Below are 21,204 nucleotides of genomic sequence, written 5' to 3' on the forward strand. Positions count from 1 at the left end.
CTTCGCTTGTGTGAAATAACGAGAAAGATAATTGAGTTATTTATAAAGATTCGCCATGATTCGCCTCCTGCTGATGATGTCTTTTCAGACTGAGTCGGCTGCCAATAATAAAGCTGGATGATGTTTTTAATCTGTTTTAGATTAAAGTATTTACGAAAATAATAAATAAGGGATTGATAGCGATGATATATCTACTTTGCATTTATTTGATGAATAGAATACGTAAAAAAAAGCCCCGGAATATCGGGGCGGTGAATAATAAAATCCAAAGATTAAGACAGCGTAGACTTGCTGTTGGCCGGGTAAACGAAGCGCCGCCCGGCAAAGCGAGGGTTAAGCAGGTAACAGTTTTAGCAGAGCGAAAGCCTCCTTCATCCGGTCTTCACTAACCACAAAAGCGCGAATCTGACCCTCGTTATCCGCGCCGCGCGCGACCATTCCCTGCGGTTCGAGGGTAATTTGCCAGTTCAGATCCTGACGCTGCGTTTCACCGGCAAGATGCAGCGGTAATTCCGGCGTTTTGACTTTAATCAGCATGGCGGGTAATTTCAGCGGCGCGCTGCCGCCGAGAAGGTTTTTCGCCAGATACATCGCGCTTAATTGAATTGGCTGTAAAAAGGGCAGCACCTGACCGTTAATTTCAGCGCAGTCCCCTAACGCGTAAATATCAGGTTGCGTGGTTTGCAGGTAGCTATTTACCTTCACGCCACGCTGTATTTCGGCGCCTGCGCGATGCGCCAGCGCGGTTTCCGGGCGCAGGCCCGTTGCCGCGATTACGACATCCACCTCAACGCTGCGGCTGCGGTCGAGCGTGGCACGAATGCCGCCTTCGGTTTTGCTCAGGCTTTGCAGCTGCGATTTCAACAGCAGATGCACCCCCATGTCGGTCAGACGATGCTGTAAGCGGCTGCTTACTTCTGCCGGCATCAGCGACGACAGAATGCTCGCCGCATGGTCGACCAGAGTCACGGATTTACCCGCCCGGCAGAAATCCATCGCCAGCTCGGTGCCTATTAGCCCGCCGCCGACAATCATTATCCGCTGCGCGTCGCGAAGCGCCGTTTCGCTGGCCTGGTACTCCTGCTGGCTGTTGAGGGTGATCGTCAGCTCGCGGCCTTCAATCGGTGGCACAAACGCAGAGGCACCCGTGGCCAGCACCAGCCTGTCGTACTGCCAGGTTTTCTCTTTTGCTTTTACCACGTGGGCGGCGGCGTCGATGTCGGTGACCCAGGTGTAGGGAAACAGACGCAGGTTAAACTGTTCCGCGAACTCCCCCGCCGTCTGGCGGGTGAGGTCCTCGGCGCGCTGATTCTGGCTAATGACGTGGCTCAGATCGGGCTTGTTATACTCGTCCATGCTGTCGGCGGCGATCACCGTCAGCGGCACGCTGGCGTCCTGCTTGCGGATATTTTTCACCAGCTGGCGGGCGGCAAAGCCCGAGCCGATGATGACGATCCCGTTGCTCATTTTGCCTCCGTACCCAGTTCGTCAAAGACGTCTTTCCCGAGGGAACATTCCGGGCAGAGGAAGTTGTCCGGCACGTCACTCCAGGGTGTACCTGGCGCAACGTCCTGCAGCGGCTCGCCCAGTTCAGGATCGTAAATCCACTGGCAGACGCTGCACTGCATGCGCGGTCCGGGATCGGCGGCTGCCGCGGCGGCGCAGGCGCAGGTTTCCTGCTGTGCGGTCGGTTCGGCAGCTTGCGGAAGCGGTGCGAGCGCCCACTGGCGGGCAATGTCGCGGCCGTGCTGGCGGCAGACCTCCAGGGCGTCGATATCCGGGCGCCATTTCGCCTTCAGGCTGAGGGACATTTCAAAGCCCGCATCCTGTAAACGGGTGGAGAGACGGTCTACCGCGCCGCCGCTCCAGCCGTGGGAGCCAAAGGCGCTGGCGCGCTTGTTGCGAAAACGCAGGCCGGTCATCTCTTCTACCAGACCGGCAATTTTCGGCATCATCACGTTGTTCATGGTGGAGGTACCCACCAGCACGCCCTTGGAGCGGAACACGTTGGTCAATACCTCGTTCTTATCGCTGCGCGCCACGTTGAAGATTTTCACCGCCACGTTGGGGTCCACTTCGTTGATGCCCTGGGCAATGGCGTCCGCCATCATGCGGGTGTTGTTGGACATGGTGTCGTAGAAAATAGTGATGCGGTCTTCCTGATAGTCCGCCGCCCATTTCAGGTAGAGCTCCACAATCTGGGTGGGATTTTCACGCCACACCACGCCGTGGGAGGTGGCAATCATATCCACCGGCAGGTTAAAGCCGAGGATCTCGGTGATTTTCGGCGTCACCAGGCGGCTGAATGGCGTCAGGATGTTGGCGTAGTAGCGCTGGCACTGCTCGAACAGCTCGGTCTGGTCCACTTCGTCGTTGAACAGGCGTTCGTCGCAGTAGTGCTGACCGAAGGCGTCGTTGCTGAACAGCACCGCGTCGCCGGTCATGTAGGTCATCATGCTGTCCGGCCAGTGCAGCATCGGGGTTTCCACGAAGATCAGCTGCTTGCCGTTGCCGATATCCAGCGCGTCGCCGGTTTTCACGGTGTGGAAATTCCACTCCGGATGGTGGTGGTGGCCGTTGATCGAGTCGATGGCGTTGGTGGTGCAGTAGATCGGCGTGTTCGGAATGTAGGACATCAGCTCGGTCAGCGCGCCGGCGTGGTCCTCTTCCGCGTGGTTGATGATGATGTAGTCGATGTCGTCCAGGTCGATTTCACTGCGCAGGTTCTGCACGAACTCGCGGCTGAACTTGTGATCGACGGTATCGATCAGCACGTTTTTTCCTTCGCGGATGAGATAGCTGTTGTAGCTGCTTCCGCGCAGCGTTTTGTATTCCGTCCCGTGGAAATCGCGCACTTCCCAGTCACGTTGACCCACCCAATGAATGTTATTTTTAACAAGAATAGACATAGCAACCTCTACGTAATACAGCATTTTCAAATAAGATGGTTTGCCTATATCAAGTTGCGTGCCAGTTTTTAATTTATTGATTTAACTTAATTAATATTTTTATGATCCGTAGTGGGTAGTCATTATGACTATCAAAATCAGTGTCAATATGACAATATGAATTGTCAAAATGACAGCGAGGCCACTATGAGCTTTTCCGTAGACGTGCTGGCGAAGATCGCCATTGAACTGCAGACCGGTATCGGCCATCAGGACCGCTTTCAGCGGCTGATCTCCACGCTGCGCCACGTGCTGGCGTGCGACGCCTCGGCGCTGCTGCGCTACGAGGGGCGGCAGTTTATTCCGCTGGCTATCGACGGGCTGGCGAAGGACGTGCTCGGGCGGCGCTTTACCCTCGAAGGGCATCCGCGTCTGGAAACCATCGCCCGCGCGGGTGACGTGGTGCGCTTCCCGGCGGACAGCGACTTGCCCGACCCGTACGACGGGCTTATTCCCGGACAGGAGAGCCTGAAGGTGCATGCCTGTATCGGCCTGCCGCTGTTTGCCGGACAAAACCTGATTGGCGCACTGACCCTTGACGGCCTGTCGCCGGACCAGTTCGACACCTTTAGCGACGAAGAGCTGCGCCTGATTGCCGCCCTGGCCGCCGGGGCGCTGAACAATGCCCTGCTGATTGAACAGCTGGAGAGCCAGAACATTCTTCCCGGCAGCCCGGCGGCGTTTGAGCAGGTGACGCACACGGAGATGATCGGCCTCTCTCCGGGCATGGCGCAGCTCAAAAAAGAGATTGAGATTGTCGCCGCCTCAGATTTGAACGTGCTGATCTTCGGGGAAACCGGCACCGGCAAGGAGCTGGTGGCGAAGTCCATTCACGAAGCGTCGCCGCGCGCGGTGAACCCGCTGGTGTACCTCAACTGCGCCGCGCTGCCGGAAAGCGTGGCGGAAAGCGAGCTGTTTGGTCACGTAAAAGGGGCGTTTACCGGGGCCATCAGCAACCGCAGCGGCAAGTTCGAAATGGCCGATAACGGCACGCTGTTTCTGGATGAAATCGGTGAGCTCTCCCTGTCGCTGCAGGCCAAGCTGCTGCGCGTGCTGCAGTACGGCGACATCCAGCGCGTGGGGGATGACCGCAGCCACAGAGTGGACGTTCGCGTGCTGGCGGCCACCAACCGTGACCTGCGTGAAGCGGTGCTGGCAGGGCAGTTCCGCGCCGACCTGTTCCATCGCCTGAGCGTGTTCCCGCTTACCGTGCCGCCGCTGCGCGAGCGCGGGGACGACGTGGTGCTGCTGGCGGGCTTTTTCTGCGAGCAGTGCCGTCTCAGGATGGGGCTTTCCCGCGTGGTGCTGAGCCCGGGTGCGAGGTCGCATCTGCTGAGCTACGGCTGGCCGGGCAACGTGCGCGAGCTGGAGCATGCGATCCACCGCGCGGTGGTGCTGGCGCGGGCGACACGCTCGGGTGATGAAGTGGTGCTCCACGCGCGGCATTTTGCGCTGCAGGATGAAACCGCACCGGCAATCGCCCAGGCTCTACCAGAAACGGTGAATGAAAATCTGCGTGAAGCTACAGAGGCGTTTCAGCGTCAGATGATTACCCGCGCGCTGGAGCAGAATAACCGCAGCTGGGCGGCGTGCGCGCGGACGCTGGAGATGGACGTCGCCAACCTGCACAGGCTGGCGAAGCGTCTGGGACTGAAGGGCTAGATAATTCCGGCCTGATAGAAATCCTGCAGGTTGATGGCGCCGCACAGCCTGCCAGCGTCATCCACCACCGGTGCGGCGGTGATTTTGCGCTTCATCAGCACCTCTTTGGCTTCAACGGCGCGGCTCTCGGCATTGAGCGTCAGCCCGCCTTTGGTCATGGCGTTCGACACGTTGGTTTCCAGCCTGCCGCCGCCCACCAGCCAGCGGCGCAGGTCGCCGTCGGTGAACACGCCCTTAACGCTCCCGCTGTCATCGCAGACCGCTACCAGCCCCAGACCGGTGCGGCTGAGCTCCAGCATCGCGTCCATGACGCTGGTATCGAGTTTGACCTGCGGAATGGCATCGTCGGTGCGCATCAGGTGGTGAACCTTGTTGAGCAGGCGTGCGCCGAGCGCGCCCGCCGGATGCGAACGGGCGAAATCTTCTTCGTTAAAGCCGCGCGCCTGCATCACCGCCATTGCCAGCGCGTCGCCCATCATCAGGGTGTTAACGGTGCTGGAGGTCGGGGCGAGGTGCATCGGACAGGCTTCACGCTCAACGGAAATATCCAGCGTCGCCTTGGCGGCCAGCGCCAGCGGCGAGCGTGATTTGCCGGTCATCGCCAGCAGGGCGACCGATTTTTCCTGCAGGCGCGGAATAATCAGGTCCAGCTCTTTGGCCGAACCGGAGTAGGAGATAAACAGCATCACGTCGCGGCTTTCAATCATCCCCAGATCGCCGTGCAGCGCCTCTGCCGGATGCACGAAGAACGCCGGGGTACCGGTGCTGGCGAGCGTTGCGGCAATCTTTTTGCCGATATGGCCGGATTTACCGATGCCCGCCACGATCACTTTGCCTTCGCAGTGGATAATGGTGTTGGCCGCGCGGACGAAATCCTCGCCCAGACGTTCGGGCAGGCGGCTGGCTTCCTGCAGTTCCAGCATCAGCGTCTGGCGGCCCGTTTCTAACAGAAAATCACTCATCTCTCTCTCCGGTTACGATCACGTCGATTCCTTTCTCTTCCAGCGCTTTCTTGAACGCCGGGTCGATACCCGCGTCGGTAATCAGCTTATCAACGCTTTCAAGGCTACAGACAATGTTGGGGCTTTTGCGGCCAAACTTCGACGAGTCTGCCATCAAAATCACTTCCCGCGCGGCGTTGCACATGGCTTTACTGACGCTGAACACCTCGTTGAACGTCGTAACGCCTGCGTTCAGGTCGATGCCGTCGGTGCCCATAAACAGTTTATCAAAGCTGAAGTGGTCGAAGGCATTCTCCGCAAGCTGGCCGTGAAACGACGCCGATTTTTTGCGGAAGGTGCCGCCGGGCATCAGGATGGTCTGCTCGCTGTCGAACTCCGACAGGGCGTTGACGATGTGCAGGCTGTTGGTCATCACCGTGATGTTATTAAAGCGGCTGAGCAGCGGGATCATCTGCAGGACGGTGCTGCCTGCATCCAGAATGATGGAATCGCCATCGTGGATAAATTTGACGGCGGCTTCGGCAATCAGCGCTTTCTGGTGGGTATTGATCAGCGTTTTGTGATCGATAGGCGGGTCCGCTTCGTCCTTATTGAGCACCACGCCGCCGTAGGTTCGAATGACGGCACCAGAGTTTTCGAGCAATACCAGGTCCTTGCGTATTGTAGTGCCGGTGGTGTCAAAGTAGTGGGCCAGATCCTCTACCGAACATTTTCCCTGCTTTTGCAGATGTTCGAGAATGGCCGCCTGCCGCTGACGAGGTTTCATAGGCGCTTCGTTCCTTAGGTTGCGAAATGATAATTTCGCAAGTCTATAGCTTTCACAACGAAATTATCCATGTTTCAGATTAAGCGCTAATGATAGTGCATTCTGACAGAGTGGATCATGGGGAAAGATCACATCAGGCCGTAATTCCTGCAGCGAAATGCCGTTGATTGCCTGGATTTTCGCCGGACGGGCGAAGACGGTCATGCCGCGCATGATGAGGGAATCGCAGACGTGATTGTTTTCATCCAGCGCAACGGCGACGACCACGCGCGGTTTGAAGCGTCCGCCGGAACGCCCGACCCCGACGCGACCTTTCTGACACAGCGCGTCAAACGCGCGGTTAAACTGGTGGATCTGCCAGCCGCCAAACGCCATCTGGCAAATCCAGGCGAGGGCGGCGACGGTGATGAGTGCGGTGACCATATCGGCTCCTTGTTTTGTTCCCTCTCCCGGTGGGAGAGGGTTAGGGTGAGGGCATCAGGCCGCTCGATCAGAACATCACCTGCCCACCGGTGACGTTAATCGACTGCCCGGTGCAGTACGAGGCTTTCGGGCTGGCGTAAAACAGCAGCATGTTCAGCACGTCCTGATAATCGCACCCGCGCTTCAGCGGCACTTTATCGATGTAGTACTGCTCCACTTCCTCAGCCTTGATGCCGAGCTTGGTGGCGTACTGCGGCAGCAGGGACTGGAACATCGGCGATTTCAGCAGATTGCCCAGCATCAGCGAGTGCACGGTAATGCCGTACTCGGCCAGATCCAGCGCCAGAGACTGCGTCAGCCCCACGCCGCCAAACTTCGCCGCGCTGTAGCCGGAGTTATGCTTGCTGCCCACTTTCCCTGATTTGGAGTTGATCTGAATGATGCGCCCCTGAACGCCGTCGCGGATCATCAGACGGGAAAACTCGCGGGCGCAGAGGAAATAGCCCACCAGATTCACCTGCAGCGAGCGGTCAAAATCCCCCAGCTCGAAATCGCTGATAAAGGCCGCTTTCGCAATCCCCGCGCTGTAGACCAGCAGGTCGGTACGCCCAAAAATCTCGTCCACGCCGCGGGCCAGCGCCATCACGCTCTGTTCGCTGGTGGCGTCGGCGCCAAACCCGTACGCCATCCCTTCACCAAACTCGGTGTTAATGGTGTCCGCCACGCGGGCGGCTTTTTCACTCTGAATGTCCACTACCGCCACGCGGTAGCCCTCTGCGGCAAGCCCACGGCAGAGGAACTCGCCTAAGGTTTGTCCTCCACCAATGACAACGGCAACCTGACTCATGTGTTTCTCCTTAATTACGCAACAAATTTTAACGTGCAGCCTGGGGTGACAGCCTGCGGAACCGGGCCCGCCACGTGAACCGTGCCGGGATATTCGGCCTGCGGCTGGCCGTCGAAACGCAGGGTGATGTGGCCCAGCTCGCGCAGGTTTTGCTCGGCCACGTCGCCGACGGCGGTCACGGCATAGCGCGCCTCGCCCAGCTCCAGCTGGCTCCCGGCCTTCAGCTCGCCCTTCAGCTCGCCGTGGCAGTGGATAAAGCAAAACTCTTCGATATCCGCCGGGGCGCCTTCGCGGAAGGTGATCAGCATCTGGTCACTCAGCGCATCCGCCGCGCTCTGGCCGATGCGGGTAATGGTGGTCTGGTAAATCACGGTCATCGCAGGAACCTCTTATTGATAAATAAAGCCGGAGACAAACCAGGCAATCAGCACCGTCGGCGCGCCCGTCAGGAAGCGGCTCACCAGCACGGACGGCACGCCCACGCGCACGGTGTCCTGGCGTGCTTCCGCCAGCGATAGCCCTACGGGGATGAAATCGCACGCCGCCTGGGCGTTAATGGCGAACAGGGCGGGCAGGGCGAGGTGCGGGGGAATGTTCCCCAGACCAATCTGCACGCCAATCAGCACGCCGATGACCTGGGCAATCACCGCGCCCGGGCCGAGGAACGGCGACAGCAGCGGGAAGGAGCAGATCAGCGCCAGCGTCACCAGCCCGAGCGGGTGGCTGGCGAGCGGGGCGAGGCCGTGGGCAATCCAGTCGCCCAGACCGGACGCCATGATGATGCCGATCAGCGCCGAGACGAAAGCCATAAACGGCAGGATGGTTTTCAGCACCGTGTCGATGGTGTCGCGCCCGGACTGGAACAGTACCGCCACGGCGGAACCCATACCCATCCCGACCTTCGCCAGCAGGCCGTCGCTCTGCTCGGTGATCTTCTTGCTGGTGTCGTACTCGCGCGGGGCCGCTTTTTGCGGCGCGGCAGTGCCATTCACCAGAGTGATGTTGTCCTCCTTCACGCCTGAGACATAAATGTCCTCAAGGATGTACTGCGCCAGCGGGCCGGATTTTCCGGTGGAGTGAATATTCACTGTCGGAATGCGGCGCTTCGGATAGATACCGCAGCGCAGCGTGCCGCCGCAGTCGATCACCGCCACGCCGATTTCCGCTTCCGGCGGCTCGCCCTCCTTGAAGCCGTCGACCGCTTCCCAGCCGGTCAGCTCGCGCAGCCTGTCGACGATCGCCGGGCGCGTGCCTGCGGTGATGTAGACGATCTTTTTGCCTTCGGTGGCGTCGAACTCCAGCGGGCCGCCCCAGCCGCCCGTGCCTTTCTCAATGCGGATCCGGTTCATGCTGTGGCTCCTGAAAGATGGACTTTCTGTTCAAGCTGGATGCCCATTTTTTTCTCAAAAATGGCGGTGGTGAGGTCGGTCACCCAGCCGCGGAAGAAGTTGGTGACCAGGCCAACCAGCAGGTAGCTCACCGCCAGCGGGCCGAGCGGCAGGCCAAGGGTGGTGAGACCGCTGGCGATCCCGAGATAGACGAACAGCTCGCCGGGGTTAATGTGCGGGAACAGGCCGTTCATGGAATGGCAGCTGTAGGAGGCGGCGGCGTAGTAGCTCGGCTTGTACTTTTCCGGCATGAAGCGGCCGAGGCTTAAGGTCATCGGGTTGCAGAACACGAAGGTGCCGATGAACGGCAGTACCAGGTAGCGGGACAGCGGATTCCCGGCACAGCGCTGGGCGAAGCGTTCGATGCGCTGCTGGCCGATAAAGTTAATCAGCGCGTTCATGATCACCAGCAGGCTGATCAGCAGGGGCAGGATCCCGGTAACCATGCCGGTGAACACTTCTCCGCCTTTCTGAAACAGCCCGATGAACCACTCGGCGCCGTGGGTGATGGTTTCTATCATTCTTCTCTCCTGTGAGGCTTTTTTGTTTTTGTGTTGCGGGGCTAATAATAATCACTTTGAAAGGTTTTAAAGTGTTAGTTAGATCTCACAATGAAAGAAAAATGGATTATTTTGAAAGTTTATTGATGGGGTCAATGATTTTCGGTGGAAAAAAGGGCGGAATTGCGTGGGGGAGGCGCGTACCGCTTCCTTGAGGTGTTGCGGATGCTTTACCATACTGGGTTCTTATCGAACTCGTTAAATGGATGTCTCATGTTCAAGCGTCGTTATGCAGCGCTGTTGCCTGCGCTTATTCTGCTGTCTGCCTGTAGTAGCAAACCTAAGACCGAAGCCGTTCAGCAAACGGCGGGCGCGCCTTCCGGAGGATTCCTGCTGGAGCCGCAGCACAATATGATGCAGATGGGCGGCGACTTCGCGAATAACCCGGCGGCCGAGCAGTTCATCGATAAAATGGTGAGCAAGCACGGCTTTGACAGACAGCAGCTGCACGAAATTTTGTCTCAGGCCAGGCGTCTGGACTACGTGCTGCGCCTGATGGACAGGCAGGCGCCGACGGCCCAGGTGCCGAGCGGGCCGAACGGCGCGTGGCTGCGCTACCGCAAACAGTTTATTACCCCGGACAACGTGCAAAACGGCGTGGTGTTCTGGAATCAGTATGAAGACGCGCTCAACCGCGCGTGGCAGGTGTACGGCGTACCGCCGGAAATCATCGTCGGGATTATCGGCGTGGAAACCCGCTGGGGCCGCGTGATGGGTAAAACCCGCATTCTGGACGCGCTGGCGACGCTCTCCTTTAACTATCCGCGCCGCGCGGAGTATTTCTCTTCCGAGCTGGAAACCTTCCTGCTGATGGCGCGCAGCGAGCAGGACGATCCGCTCGATCTGAAAGGGTCGTTTGCCGGCGCGATGGGCTACGGCCAGTTTATGCCGTCCTCCTATAAACAATATGCCGTCGACTTTAACGGGGATGGTCATATCAATCTGTGGGATCCGGTGGATGCCATCGGCAGCGTGGCAAACTACTTCAAAGCGCACGGCTGGACGCCGGGCGGCCAGGTGGCGGTGCAGGCGAACGGTCAGGCGCCTGGGCTGGAAAACGGCTTCAAAACCAAATACAGCGTTGCGCAGCTGACGGCGGCGGGCTTAACACCGACTCAGCCGTTGGGCAATGTCGATCAGGTAAGTCTGTTGCGTCTGGATGTCGGGACGGGCTATCAGTACTGGTACGGCATGCCGAACTTCTACGCCATCACCCGCTATAACCACAGTACCCACTATGCGATGGCCGTATGGCAGCTGGGGCTGGCGGTATCGCAGGCCCGCGTGCCGGCGGCGTCTCCGTTTAGTCAGTAAGTCATCTTATTCCCCCTCTCCCTGTGGGAGAGGGCTGGGGTGAGGGCACCCGCGCGCACCTATTTCCTGCAGAAACATTTCGGCACACTCCCTTTTCAAACCCGCCATTTACATCTTCACCGCCTTTCATTATTGTTATGTTATAACATTTATTGCGGTGTCAAAATGTCAACGTCCCTTTTTTCTTTGTCTGCTCTGGTTCGGCTTTTGCTGGCGCTGGTGCTTGTTGCCTTTATTGGGCTGGCCGTGCGCTGGGCGGTGGCATTGCCATGATTGTGATGAATGAACTGGTCGCGGGATATGAACGTCAGCCCGTTACGCGGCCCCTCTCGGGCACGATTGAGCGCGGCAGCATGACCGCCATTATCGGCGCTAACGGCTGCGGGAAATCCACGCTGCTGAAAACGCTGGCAGGGTTTATTCCTCCCGTCAGCGGCGGCTTCCGCTGGCAGGGGAAGCCGCCGGTAATCGGCTGGCTGGCACAGCGTCACGCGCTGGAGGCGCAGTTTCCGCTGACCGTACAGGACGTGGTAAGCATGGGCTGCTGGCCGGGCATTTCGCTTTTTTCCGGGTTTCGTCACGAAACGCGGCTGCGCATTGCCAGCGCGCTTGAGCGCGTCGGGCTTGAGTCCATGGCGTTATCCACCATCGATGAACTCTCCGGCGGTCAGTTTCAGCGCATGCTGTTTGCCCGCGTCCTGGTGCAGCAGGCGCCGCTGGTGATGCTGGATGAACCCTTTACCGGGGTCGATGAAGCCACCTGCAGCGTGCTGATGGATCTGATGCTGGAGATGTATATGCAGGGGCAAACGCTGCTCGCGGTACTGCACGACAGCGAGCGCGTGTCGCGCCATTTCCCGCAGACGCTGCGGCTGGATGCTGACGTTCCCCAGTGGAAAACCGAGCGGGTGAGGGTGGCATGATCTGGCATCTCTTTTTTCAGCCGTTTATTGAGTACGGCTTTATGCGTCGCGCGCTGGTGGTTTGCCTGGCGCTCTCGGTCAGCACCACCGCGCTCGGCGTGTTTCTTCAGCTGCGTCGGATGAGCCTGATGGGCGACGCCCTTTCTCACGCCATTTTGCCGGGTGTCGCCGTGGGGTATTGGCTCAGCGGTATGTCGCTGCTGGCGATGAGTATTGGCGGTTTTATCGCGGGAATTACCGTGGCGCTGCTGGCCGGTCTGGTCAGTCGACGCACGCCGCTGAAAGAAGATGCCAGCTTTGCCGGGTTTTATCTCGGCTCGCTGGCGCTGGGCGTCACGCTGGTGTCGCTGCGCGGGTCGAATGTCGATCTGCTGCATCTGCTGTTTGGCTCCATCCTCGCCGTGGACAACGACGCCGCGCTGTTCGTCACGGGCGTCTGCATGTTCACCCTTATCACGCTGGCGCTGTTTTATCGCGGGCTGGTGACAGAAGCGTTTGATACCGCCTGGCTGCAGGTGAACGCCCGCTGGCTGCCTGGCCTGCTGCACGGACTGTTTCTGGCGCTGCTGGTGCTTAACCTGGTGGCCGGTTTTCAGGTGCTCGGCACGCTGATGGCCGTCGGGCTGATGATGCTTCCGGCCGTGGCAGCCCGCTGCTGGGTGCGCACGTTACCTGCCTTACTCCTGATGGCGGGTATCAGCGGTATCTTTTGCGCATGGCTGGGGCTGAGCCTCTCCTGGGCGATGAGTCTGCCGGCCGGGCCGTCCATCGTGCTCACCGCCAGCGCGCTGTTCTTTATTTCCATTTTACTGGGTACGCGAAGCAGGCTCGCTGGCAGCCTGCGGGCGTATTTTTAACGCAAGGGGAAACGATGAAACGTACAGGATTTGTAGTGGCGCTCGCGCTGGGGATGATGTCGCACGGCGTGATGGCGAAAACGCTGAATGTGGTGACCAGCTTTTCGATACTGGGGGATATCACGCAGGAGGTGGGCGGCGACCATGTGAACGTGACGACGCTGGTCGGGCCGGACGGCGATCCGCATACCTTCGAACCGTCGCCGAAAGACAGCGCGGCCCTGAGCAAGGCTGATGTGGTGGTGGTGAACGGCCTGGGGCTGGAAGGCTGGCTTGATCGTCTGGTGAAAGCCTCCGGGTTCAAAGGGCAACTGGTTGTCGCCTCAACAGGGGTGAAAACCCACACGCTTGAGGAAGATGGAAAGACTGTGACCGATCCCCATGCGTGGAACAGCGCGGCGAACGGGGCGCTCTATGCGCAAAATATTCTGAACGGGCTGGTGAAAGCCGATCCGCAAGATAAAGCGGCGCTCGAGGCTACCGGTAAGCCGTATATCGCGGAGCTGACGCAACTGGATAACTGGGCCAAAACGCGCTTTAGCCAGATCCCGCCGGCGAAGCGTAAAGTGCTGACCAGCCATGACGCGTTCGGCTATTTCAGCCGCGCTTACGGCGTGACGTTTATGGCGCCGCAGGGGCTGTCGTCTGAGAGCGAAGCCAGCGCGGCGCAGGTCGCCGAGATTATCAATCAGATTAAAGCCGACGGCGTGAAAACCTGGTTTATGGAGAATCAGCTCGATCCGCGTCTGGTGAAACAGATTGCGTCGGCGACGGGCGCACAGCCCGGGGGTGAGCTTTACCCCGAAGCGCTGTCGGCAAAAGGTGGGGTGGCAGACACCTACGTTAAGGCGTTTCGCCACAATGTGAACACTCTCGCTGACAGCATGAAATAACCTTTCCACCGCCGGTGCGTCCGTACCGGCTTTTTTCTGAAGCCCCCTCGTAAAACCTGAAGTCCATCCCCACATCTGACGAGAAAGTGCTATCTTGTGCAGCACGTTTTTCTGATGCCTGGAGCGAGAATGACTGACCATGAATTGATGCAGCTTAGCGAGATCGTTGGCCTTGCGCTGAAGCAGCGTGGCGCGACAATCACCACCGCCGAATCCTGCACCGGCGGCTGGGTGGCGAAAGCGATTACCGATATTGCCGGCAGTTCCGCCTGGTTTGAACGCGGTTTTGTGACCTACAGTAACGAAGCTAAAGCTCAGATGATTGGCGTGCGTGAATCCACGCTTGAACAGCATGGCGCGGTCAGCGAACCGGTGGTGATCGAGATGGCCATTGGCGCGCTCAAAGAGGCGCGGGCAGATTACGCCATTTCCATTAGCGGCATTGCGGGCCCGGACGGCGGCAGCGACGTGAAGCCTGTCGGCACCGTCTGGTTTGGGTTCGCCACGTCCAAAGGGGAAGGGATCACCCGCCGGGAGTGCTTCAGCGGCGATCGCGAAAGCGTGCGTCGTCAGGCAACCGTTTATGCGTTAAAAACGCTCTGGCAACAATTTCTACAAAACACTTGATACTGTATGACCATACAGTATAATTGCACCAACAGAACAGAAATCCACGGTGAAGCACAGTCGCTTCTCCCGGCATGACAGGAGTAATAATGGCTATCGACGAAAACAAACAGAAAGCGTTGGCGGCAGCACTGGGCCAGATCGAAAAGCAATTCGGTAAAGGCTCCATCATGCGCCTGGGTGAAGACCGTTCCATGGATGTGGAAACCATCTCCACCGGTTCGCTTTCTCTGGATATCGCGCTGGGCGCTGGCGGTCTGCCTATGGGCCGTATCGTAGAAATCTACGGGCCAGAGTCCTCCGGTAAAACCACCCTGACGCTGCAGGTGATTGCCGCGGCACAGCGCGAAGGTAAAACCTGTGCGTTTATCGATGCCGAGCACGCGCTGGACCCTGTTTATGCCCGCAAGCTGGGCGTGGATATCGACAACCTGCTGTGTTCTCAGCCGGACACCGGTGAGCAGGCGCTGGAAATTTGTGACGCGCTGGCGCGTTCTGGTGCCGTTGACGTTATCGTGGTCGACTCCGTAGCCGCACTGACGCCAAAAGCCGAAATCGAAGGTGAAATCGGTGACTCTCATATGGGCCTCGCGGCACGTATGATGAGCCAGGCGATGCGTAAGCTGGCGGGTAACCTGAAGCAGTCCAACACGCTGCTGATCTTCATCAACCAGATCCGTATGAAAATTGGTGTGATGTTCGGTAACCCGGAAACCACTACCGGTGGTAACGCACTGAAATTCTACGCCTCTGTCCGTCTGGATATCCGCCGTATCGGCGCGGTGAAAGAGGGCGAGAACGTGGTCGGTAGCGAAACCCGCGTGAAGGTTGTTAAGAACAAAATCGCTGCGCCGTTCAAACAGGCTGAGTTCCAGATCCTCTACGGCGAAGGGATCAACTTCCTCGGCGAACTGGTTGACCTGGGCGTGAAAGAGAAGCTGATTGAAAAAGCGGGCGCATGGTACAGCTACAACGGTGACAAGATTGGTCAGGGTAAAGCGAACGCGATCTCCTGGCTGAAAGAGAACCCGGCTGCGGCGAAAGAGATTGAGAAGAAGGTGCGTGAGCTTCTGCTGAACAACCAGGACTCCAAACCTGATTTCGTGGTGGATGCCGCGGATGCTGAAGAAACTAACGAAGACTTTTAATTCTTTCGTTTAAAAATGAAGGGCTGCTGATGCGGCCCTTTTTGCATTTCTGAATCAGCAGGTTTTTTATGAGTGAACCGACAACACGTCGACCCGCGTATGCACGCTTACTGGACCGTGCGGTGCGCATTCTGGCCGTTCGTGACCACAGTGAACAGGAGCTGCGGCGAAAACTGTCGGCTCCGGTGATGAGTAAAAACGGGCCGGAAGAGATTGATGCCACCGCTGAAGATTATGACCGCGTGATTGCCTGGTGCTATGAGCATCGTTATCTTGATGACGAGCGCTTTGCCTCACGGTTTCTCGCCAGCCGCGGCCGTAAAGGATATGGGCCCGCGCGCATCCGGCAGGAGCTGAACCAGAAAGGGGTGGCCAGGGAGTCCATCGAAAAAGCGATGCGCGAATGCGATACTGACTGGTGCGAGCTGGCCAGAGAACAGGCGATTCGTAAATACGGCGAACCGCTGCCGCGTGAGTTTTCAGAAAAAGTTAAAATCCAGCGCTTTTTGCTCTACCGCGGCTTTCTGATGGAAGATATTCAGGATATCTGGCGTAATTTTGCCGATTGAACGCATGCGGGATTTTACTTCCCACTAAAGAAAACTTATCTTATTCCCACTTTTTCCAGTAGCTGGTCTGTCCAACGGTTTACCGATACAGGCTGGCTACGACATTTCGTTAGCTTGATTTCAGGATAATTATGAGCAAGAGCACCGCTGAGATCCGTCAGGCGTTTCTCGATTTTTTCCATAGTAAGGGACACCAGGTTGTTGCCAGCAGCTCCCTGGTACCGAACAACGATCCGACTCTGCTGTTTACCAACGCCGGGATGAACCAGTTCAAGGATGTGTTCCTTGGTCTCGACAAGCGTAATTATTCCCGCGCCACAACCTCACAGCGTTGCGTGCGTGCGGGCGGTAAACACAACGACCTGGAAAACGTCGGTTACACCGCGCGTCACCATACGTTCTTCGAAATGCTGGGTAACTTCAGCTTCGGCGACTACTTCAAACACGATGCTATTCAATATGCGTGGGAACTGCTGACCGGTGAAAACTGGTTCAACCTGCCAAAAGAGCGTCTGTGGGTTACCGTCTATGAAACCGATGACGAAGCCTACGAAATCTGGGAAAAAGAAGTCGGGATCCCGCGCGAGCGTATCATTCGCATCGGTGATAACAAAGGCGCGCCATACGCGTCTGACAACTTCTGGCAGATGGGTGATACCGGCCCTTGCGGTCCGTGCACCGAGATCTTCTACGATCACGGCGACCACATCTGGGGTGGGCCTCCGGGCAGCCCGGAAGAAGACGGCGATCGCTACATTGAGATCTGGAACATCGTGTTCATGCAGTTCAACCGTCAGGCCGACGGTACGATGGAGCCGCTGCCGAAGCCTTCCGTCGATACCGGTATGGGCCTGGAGCGTATTGCAGCGGTTCTGCAGCACGTTAACTCCAACTACGAAATTGATCTGTTCAGCACCCTGATCAAAGCCGTTGCGAACGTTACCGGCGCGACCGATCTGAACAACAAATCGCTGCGCGTTATCGCGGACCACATTCGTTCCTGTGCGTTCCTGATTGCCGACGGCGTAATCCCGTCGAATGAAAACCGTGGCTACGTGCTGCGTCGTATCATTCGTCGTGCCATCCGTCACGGCAACATGCTGGGCGCGAAGGACACCTTCTTCTATAAACTCGTTGGGCCACTGATTGGCGTGATGGGTGCTGCCGGTGATGAGCTGAAACGCCAGCAGGCGCAGGTAGAGCAGGTTCTGAAAACCGAAGAAGAGCAGTTTGCGCGTACACTTGAGCGCGGTCTGGCGCTGCTGGACGAAGAGCTGGCGAAACTTAAGGGCGACACGCTGGATGGCGAAACCGCTTTCCGCCTGTACGACACCTACGGCTTCCCGGTTGACCTGACGGCGGACGTTTGCCGCGAGCGCAACATCAAAGTTGACGAAGCGGGCTTCGAAGCCGCGATGGAAGAGCAGCGTCGTCGTGCGCGTGAATCCAGCGGTTTTGGCGCAGACTATAACGCGATGATCCGCGTTGATAGCGCATCGGAATTCAAAGGTTATGACGCGCTGGAACTGACCGGCAAAGTGACCGCCCTGTTTGTTGACGGTAAAGCCGTGGACAGCATCAGCGCGGGCCAGGATGCGGTTGTCATTCTGGACAAAACGCCGTTCTACGCGGAGTCCGGCGGTCAGGTTGGCGATAAGGGCGAACTGAAAGGCAACGGCTTTAGCTTTAGCGTCAGCGACACCCAGAAATACGGTCAGGCGATTGGTCACCAGGGCAAACTGGTTTCCGGTTCTCTGAAAGTGGGCGAGGGCGTACAGGCTAACGTTGATGAAGCACGCCGCGCGCGCATTCGTCTGAACCACTCTGCAACCCACCTGATGCACGCTGCCCTGCGCGACGTACTCGGTACCCACGTTGCACAGAAAGGTTCTCTGGTTAACGACAAAGTGCTGCGTTTCGACTTCTCGCACTTTGAAGCGATGAAACCGTCTGAAATCCGCGCGGTGGAAGATCTGGTGAACGCGCAGATCCGTCGTAACCTGCCAATCGAGACCCACATCATGGAGCTCGAGGACGCGAAGAAAAAAGGTGCGATGGCGCTGTTTGGCGAGAAATATGACGATCGCGTTCGCGTGCTGAGCATGGGCGACTTTTCTACCGAGCTGTGCGGCGGTACGCACGCATCGCGCACCGGTGACATCGGCCTGTTCCGCATTGTTTCCGAATCCGGTACGGCGGCAGGCGTGCGTCGTATTGAAGCGGTGACCGGTGAAGGCGCAATCGCCAGCCTGCATGCGCAGAGCGATCAGCTGCACGACATCGCGCAGCTGCTGAAAGGCGATAGCCAGAACCTGGGCGAGAAAGTGCGCGTTGCGCTGGATCGCACGCGTCAGCTGGAAAAAGAGCTGCAGCAGCTGAAAGAGCAGGCTGCGGCGCAGGAGAGTGCAAACCTCTCCAGCAAGGCTGTAGACATTAAGGGCGTCAAACTGCTGGTCAGCGATCTGGCGGGCGTTGAGCCTAAGATGCTGCGTACTATGGTCGACGATCTCAAGAATCAGCTTGGTTCTACCGTTATCGTGCTGGCGACAGTGGCAGAAGGTAAGGTTTCTCTGATTGCGGGCGTCTCTAAGGATGTGACCGACCGCGTTAAAGCAGGGGAACTGATTGGTATGGTTGCTCAGCAGGTGGGCGGCAAGGGTGGCGGTCGTCCGGACATGGCGCAAGCCGGTGGTACGGATGCAGCGGCACTTCCGCAAGCTTTGGCCAGCGTTGAAAGCTGGGTAAGCGCGAAACTGTAATAACTACAAAGCACAAGCAGACGCCATAGCGGTAACGTTATGGCGTCTTGTTCACTGTGCTATCGATAACGATAAAGTCAGGTTGAGTTTGTGTATATCGGCTAAACTTACGTTTAACAGAATGTGATGCCGTGACTGCTTACACTTTACGTGTTTGTCATCGCTTACTTTTTGGCGTTATATGATGGATAATGCCGGGATACAAGAGACCCGACTCTTTTAATCTTTCAAGGAGCAAAGAATGCTGATTCTGACTCGTCGAGTTGGTGAGACCCTCATGATTGGGGATGAGGTCACCGTGACAGTTTTAGGGGTAAAGGGTAACCAGGTACGTATTGGTGTTAACGCTCCTAAAGAAGTATCTGTCCACCGTGAAGAGATCTACCAGCGTATCCAGGCTGAAAAATCCCAGCAGTCCAGTTACTGATATTGTCGCGTCTCGCTGTCGGGCGAGACGCAACCCTCCTGTCATTTTTCCTGCTCAACGTTACCGTTTAATTTCAAACGCTCTCTTTTTAACCACTCCGTTACCCTGAACTCGCCCTTACGCCGCTATTTCTGCAAAGGTTTTCTGTGAAGATGCCTGCAAAATCCGCTTATAAAACACCCTCTTTGCGGCTTTTACATGCGAATTGCGTGTGATTTGTGCAAACGATAAAAGCTTTTGGAAAATTGTTTGACTTATAAGTCCCAGAAAGTAATATATGCGCCACGCAGCGACGAGAAGCTCTTAACGAGTAACTCGAAGCACTCGAAAGAGGCGTTGTGTGGTGAGGTGGCCGAGAGGCTGAAGGCGCTCCCCTGCTAAGGGAGTATGCGGTCAAAAGCTGCATCCGGGGTTCGAATCCCCGCCTCACCGCCATTTTGCATCCGTAGCTCAGCTGGATAGAGTACTCGGCTACGAACCGAGCGGTCGGAGGTTCGAATCCTCCCGGATGCACCATCTATTACTTCATATTGCTTTAGAAGTGATATGAATATCGAGCAGTACAGTAGTAAATCCCGATGCATCCGTAGCTCAGCTGGATAGAGTACTCGGCTACGAACCGAGCGGTCGGAGGTTCGAATCCTCCCGGATGCACCATTTACTATTTCTGAAAGCAGTACCCTGATGCATCCGTAGCTCAGCTGGATAGAGTACTCGGCTACGAACCGAGCGGTCGGAGGTTCGAATCCTCCCGGATGCACCATATTCTCCGAGATAATAGCCACGCTGTTGTTTCAAGGTCTGCGAGTTAATCGCGAGCACCAGGGAGGATAACGTTGCTTCAGCAACGGCCCGTAGGGCGAGGCGCAGCCGAGTAATCCTCCCGGATGCACCATTTACTGTTTCTAAAAGCATTTCCCTGATGCATCCGTAGCTCAGCTGGATAGAGTACTCGGCTACGAACCGAGCGGTCGGAGGTTCGAATCCTCCCGGATGCACCATCTCTTCTGTTATTCCCTTCGCTGTTTATTTCTTAATCACTCTCGTAGTTATGACTTCTCAGTCAGCGACAAAAATCACCATTTACGATAAAGTAATGCTTTGTTAATCGTTTAGCGAGAGCACGATGTACGCACAGTATGACGGTTTGATCTTCGATATGGACGGCACTCTCCTGGATACCGAACCCACGCATCGTCAAGCCTGGACTGACGTCCTGGGCCGCTACGGCATGCGTTTCGATCTTCAGGCGATGATTGCCCTCAACGGATCTCCCACCTGGCGTATTGCGCAGGCCGTGATTGAACTGAATCAGGCCGATCTCGACCCGCACCTGCTCGCGCGCGAAAAAACCGATGCGGTAAAAGCCATGCTTTTAGATACCGTACGCCCTCTGCCGCTGATTGATGTGGTAAAAGAGTGGCACGGGCGCCGCCCGATGTCTGTAGGAACCGGGAGCGAAAGCGCGATTGCAGAAGCTTTGCTCAACCATCTTGGCCTGCGCCACTATTTTTCTGCCGTGGTCGCCGCCGATCATGTTAAACATCACAAGCCCGCACCGGACACCTTCCTGCTTTGCGCAGAATTAATGGGCGTCCCGGCGGCAAAATGTGTCGTGTTTGAAGACGCCGATTTCGGCATTCAGGCCGCGCGTGATGCCGGAATGGATGCGGTGGATGTGCGCTTACTGTGAGTGACGCGCTGTCACTTGCCTCATTATTCGCCAGCAGTTTTTTAAGCGCCACGCTGTTACCGGGAAATTCGGAAGTGGTGCTGGTGGCGATGCTGTTGTCCGGCGTGAGTCAGCCCTGGCTGCTTGTATTAATAGCAACAATGGGTAATAGCCTTGGAGGGCTGACTAACGTTATTCTTGGGCGTTTCTTTCCGCTGCGCGAAAAATCGCGCTGGCAGGAAAAGGCAGTCGGCTGGCTAAAACGCTATGGCGCTGCCACGCTGTTATTAAGCTGGATGCCTGTAATAGGCGATTTACTGTGTCTGCTGGCGGGATGGATGCGCATCTCCTGGGGACCGGTGCTCTTTTTTTTGTGCCTTGGCAAGGCGTTGCGCTATGTTCTCGTGGCGTGGGCAACACTACAGGGTATGACGTGGTGGCACTAATTGGTGGAATGAA

The 21,204-nt window shown here is 57.3% G+C and carries 21 protein-coding genes and 5 tRNA genes; 17 read left to right on the top strand and 9 right to left on the bottom strand.

The window, feature by feature from the left end:
* Positions 1 to 333: 333 nt before the first annotated feature.
* On the bottom strand, positions 334 to 1,467 hold the full coding sequence (gene norW / locus USF70_RS15760) for an NADH:flavorubredoxin reductase NorW (RefSeq protein ID WP_320735783.1): 1,134 nt from the start codon (positions 1,465 to 1,467) through the stop codon (positions 334 to 336).
* A complete protein-coding gene (gene norV / locus USF70_RS15765; RefSeq protein WP_033146374.1) occupies positions 1,464 to 2,909 on the bottom strand; it encodes an anaerobic nitric oxide reductase flavorubredoxin in 1,446 nt (481 codons plus the stop codon). The genes norW and norV overlap by 4 nt, the downstream gene beginning before the upstream one ends.
* Before the next feature lie 186 nt (positions 2,910 to 3,095).
* Here norV and norR point away from each other — a divergent pair, with 186 nt between their 5' ends.
* Positions 3,096 to 4,610: a nitric oxide reductase transcriptional regulator NorR gene (gene norR / locus USF70_RS15770; protein WP_320735784.1), complete on the top strand. Its 1,515-nt coding sequence runs from the start codon at positions 3,096 to 3,098 to the stop codon at positions 4,608 to 4,610.
* Here norR and gutQ read toward each other — a convergent pair.
* From gutQ to srlA, 7 genes are all read right to left on the bottom strand, one after another.
* Positions 4,607 to 5,572, bottom strand: a complete 966-nt coding sequence (gutQ, locus tag USF70_RS15775; RefSeq protein ID WP_320735785.1) for an arabinose-5-phosphate isomerase GutQ — start codon at positions 5,570 to 5,572, stop codon at positions 4,607 to 4,609. The genes norR and gutQ overlap by 4 nt on opposite strands.
* Entirely contained in the window at positions 5,565 to 6,338 is a 774-nt protein-coding gene (srlR, locus tag USF70_RS15780) for a glucitol operon DNA-binding transcriptional repressor SrlR (protein WP_032640855.1), read from the bottom strand. The genes gutQ and srlR overlap by 8 nt, the downstream gene beginning before the upstream one ends.
* Before the next feature lie 63 nt (positions 6,339 to 6,401).
* Positions 6,402 to 6,761, bottom strand: coding sequence for a transcriptional regulator GutM (gene gutM / locus USF70_RS15785; protein ID WP_023308952.1), 360 nt, complete (start codon positions 6,759 to 6,761; stop codon positions 6,402 to 6,404).
* Between the two features lie 67 nt (positions 6,762 to 6,828).
* On the bottom strand, positions 6,829 to 7,608 hold the full coding sequence (gene srlD / locus USF70_RS15790; RefSeq protein ID WP_033146371.1) for a sorbitol-6-phosphate dehydrogenase: 780 nt from the start codon (positions 7,606 to 7,608) through the stop codon (positions 6,829 to 6,831).
* A gap of 14 nt (positions 7,609 to 7,622) precedes the next feature.
* On the bottom strand, positions 7,623 to 7,985 hold the full coding sequence (gene srlB, locus USF70_RS15795; protein WP_023308951.1) for a PTS glucitol/sorbitol transporter subunit IIA: 363 nt from the start codon (positions 7,983 to 7,985) through the stop codon (positions 7,623 to 7,625).
* A gap of 12 nt (positions 7,986 to 7,997) precedes the next feature.
* Complete coding sequence (locus USF70_RS15800; RefSeq protein WP_023308950.1) at positions 7,998 to 8,957, bottom strand: PTS glucitol/sorbitol transporter subunit IIB; 960 nt, start codon at positions 8,955 to 8,957, stop codon at positions 7,998 to 8,000.
* Positions 8,954 to 9,517, bottom strand: a complete 564-nt coding sequence (gene srlA, locus USF70_RS15805; protein ID WP_023333189.1) for a PTS glucitol/sorbitol transporter subunit IIC — start codon at positions 9,515 to 9,517, stop codon at positions 8,954 to 8,956. Before srlA ends, USF70_RS15800 begins: the two co-directional genes overlap by 4 nt.
* A 252-nt stretch (positions 9,518 to 9,769) precedes the next feature.
* Between srlA and mltB the strand changes: the two genes are divergently transcribed.
* From mltB to USF70_RS15885, 16 genes are all read left to right on the top strand, one after another.
* On the top strand, positions 9,770 to 10,870 hold the full coding sequence (gene mltB / locus USF70_RS15810; RefSeq protein WP_221703041.1) for a lytic murein transglycosylase B: 1,101 nt from the start codon (positions 9,770 to 9,772) through the stop codon (positions 10,868 to 10,870).
* A 269-nt stretch (positions 10,871 to 11,139) separates the two neighbouring features.
* On the top strand, positions 11,140 to 11,793 hold the full coding sequence (locus tag USF70_RS15815; RefSeq protein WP_087823292.1) for a metal ABC transporter ATP-binding protein: 654 nt from the start codon (positions 11,140 to 11,142) through the stop codon (positions 11,791 to 11,793).
* Entirely contained in the window at positions 11,790 to 12,650 is an 861-nt protein-coding gene (locus USF70_RS15820; protein ID WP_320735786.1) for a metal ABC transporter permease, read from the top strand. Before USF70_RS15815 ends, USF70_RS15820 begins: the two co-directional genes overlap by 4 nt.
* A gap of 14 nt (positions 12,651 to 12,664) precedes the next feature.
* Positions 12,665 to 13,543, top strand: coding sequence for a metal ABC transporter substrate-binding protein (locus USF70_RS15825; RefSeq protein ID WP_033146367.1), 879 nt, complete (start codon positions 12,665 to 12,667; stop codon positions 13,541 to 13,543).
* A gap of 129 nt (positions 13,544 to 13,672) precedes the next feature.
* On the top strand, positions 13,673 to 14,170 hold the full coding sequence (pncC, locus tag USF70_RS15830) for a nicotinamide-nucleotide amidase (RefSeq protein WP_023308944.1): 498 nt from the start codon (positions 13,673 to 13,675) through the stop codon (positions 14,168 to 14,170).
* An 89-nt stretch (positions 14,171 to 14,259) separates the two neighbouring features.
* A complete protein-coding gene (recA, locus tag USF70_RS15835) occupies positions 14,260 to 15,318 on the top strand; it encodes a recombinase RecA (RefSeq protein WP_023308943.1) in 1,059 nt (352 codons plus the stop codon).
* Positions 15,319 to 15,386: 68 nt separating this feature from the next.
* Positions 15,387 to 15,887 carry a recombination regulator RecX gene (gene recX, locus USF70_RS15840; protein ID WP_033146366.1) on the top strand — a complete coding sequence of 167 codons (501 nt, stop codon included), beginning with the start codon at positions 15,387 to 15,389 and terminating at the stop codon, positions 15,885 to 15,887.
* 131 nt (positions 15,888 to 16,018) lie between these two features.
* Positions 16,019 to 18,646 (top strand): alanine--tRNA ligase, encoded by a 2,628-nt coding sequence (alaS, locus tag USF70_RS15845; protein ID WP_045888112.1) that lies wholly within the window; start codon positions 16,019 to 16,021, stop codon positions 18,644 to 18,646.
* A 241-nt stretch (positions 18,647 to 18,887) separates the two neighbouring features.
* Entirely contained in the window at positions 18,888 to 19,073 is a 186-nt protein-coding gene (csrA, locus tag USF70_RS15850; RefSeq protein WP_000906486.1) for a carbon storage regulator CsrA, read from the top strand.
* A gap of 342 nt (positions 19,074 to 19,415) precedes the next feature.
* A tRNA-Ser gene (locus tag USF70_RS15855) sits at positions 19,416 to 19,508 on the top strand.
* A gap of 4 nt (positions 19,509 to 19,512) precedes the next feature.
* Positions 19,513 to 19,589: transfer RNA gene (locus USF70_RS15860), tRNA-Arg, on the top strand.
* Between the two features lie 64 nt (positions 19,590 to 19,653).
* Positions 19,654 to 19,730, top strand: a tRNA-Arg gene (locus tag USF70_RS15865).
* 29 nt (positions 19,731 to 19,759) lie between these two features.
* Positions 19,760 to 19,836: transfer RNA gene (locus tag USF70_RS15870), tRNA-Arg, on the top strand.
* 161 nt (positions 19,837 to 19,997) lie between these two features.
* Positions 19,998 to 20,074: transfer RNA gene (locus USF70_RS15875), tRNA-Arg, on the top strand.
* 125 nt (positions 20,075 to 20,199) lie between these two features.
* Positions 20,200 to 20,766 (top strand): fructose-1-phosphate/6-phosphogluconate phosphatase, encoded by a 567-nt coding sequence (gene yqaB / locus USF70_RS15880; protein ID WP_032648006.1) that lies wholly within the window; start codon positions 20,200 to 20,202, stop codon positions 20,764 to 20,766.
* Positions 20,763 to 21,191 carry a YqaA family protein gene (locus USF70_RS15885; RefSeq protein ID WP_008499541.1) on the top strand — a complete coding sequence of 143 codons (429 nt, stop codon included), beginning with the start codon at positions 20,763 to 20,765 and terminating at the stop codon, positions 21,189 to 21,191. The genes yqaB and USF70_RS15885 overlap by 4 nt, the downstream gene beginning before the upstream one ends.
* Positions 21,192 to 21,204 lie beyond the last annotated feature (13 nt).

This window comes from Enterobacter sp. 237C8 (assembly GCF_034106865.1).
Taxonomy (GTDB): Bacteria; Pseudomonadota; Gammaproteobacteria; order Enterobacterales; family Enterobacteriaceae; genus Enterobacter; species Enterobacter asburiae_B.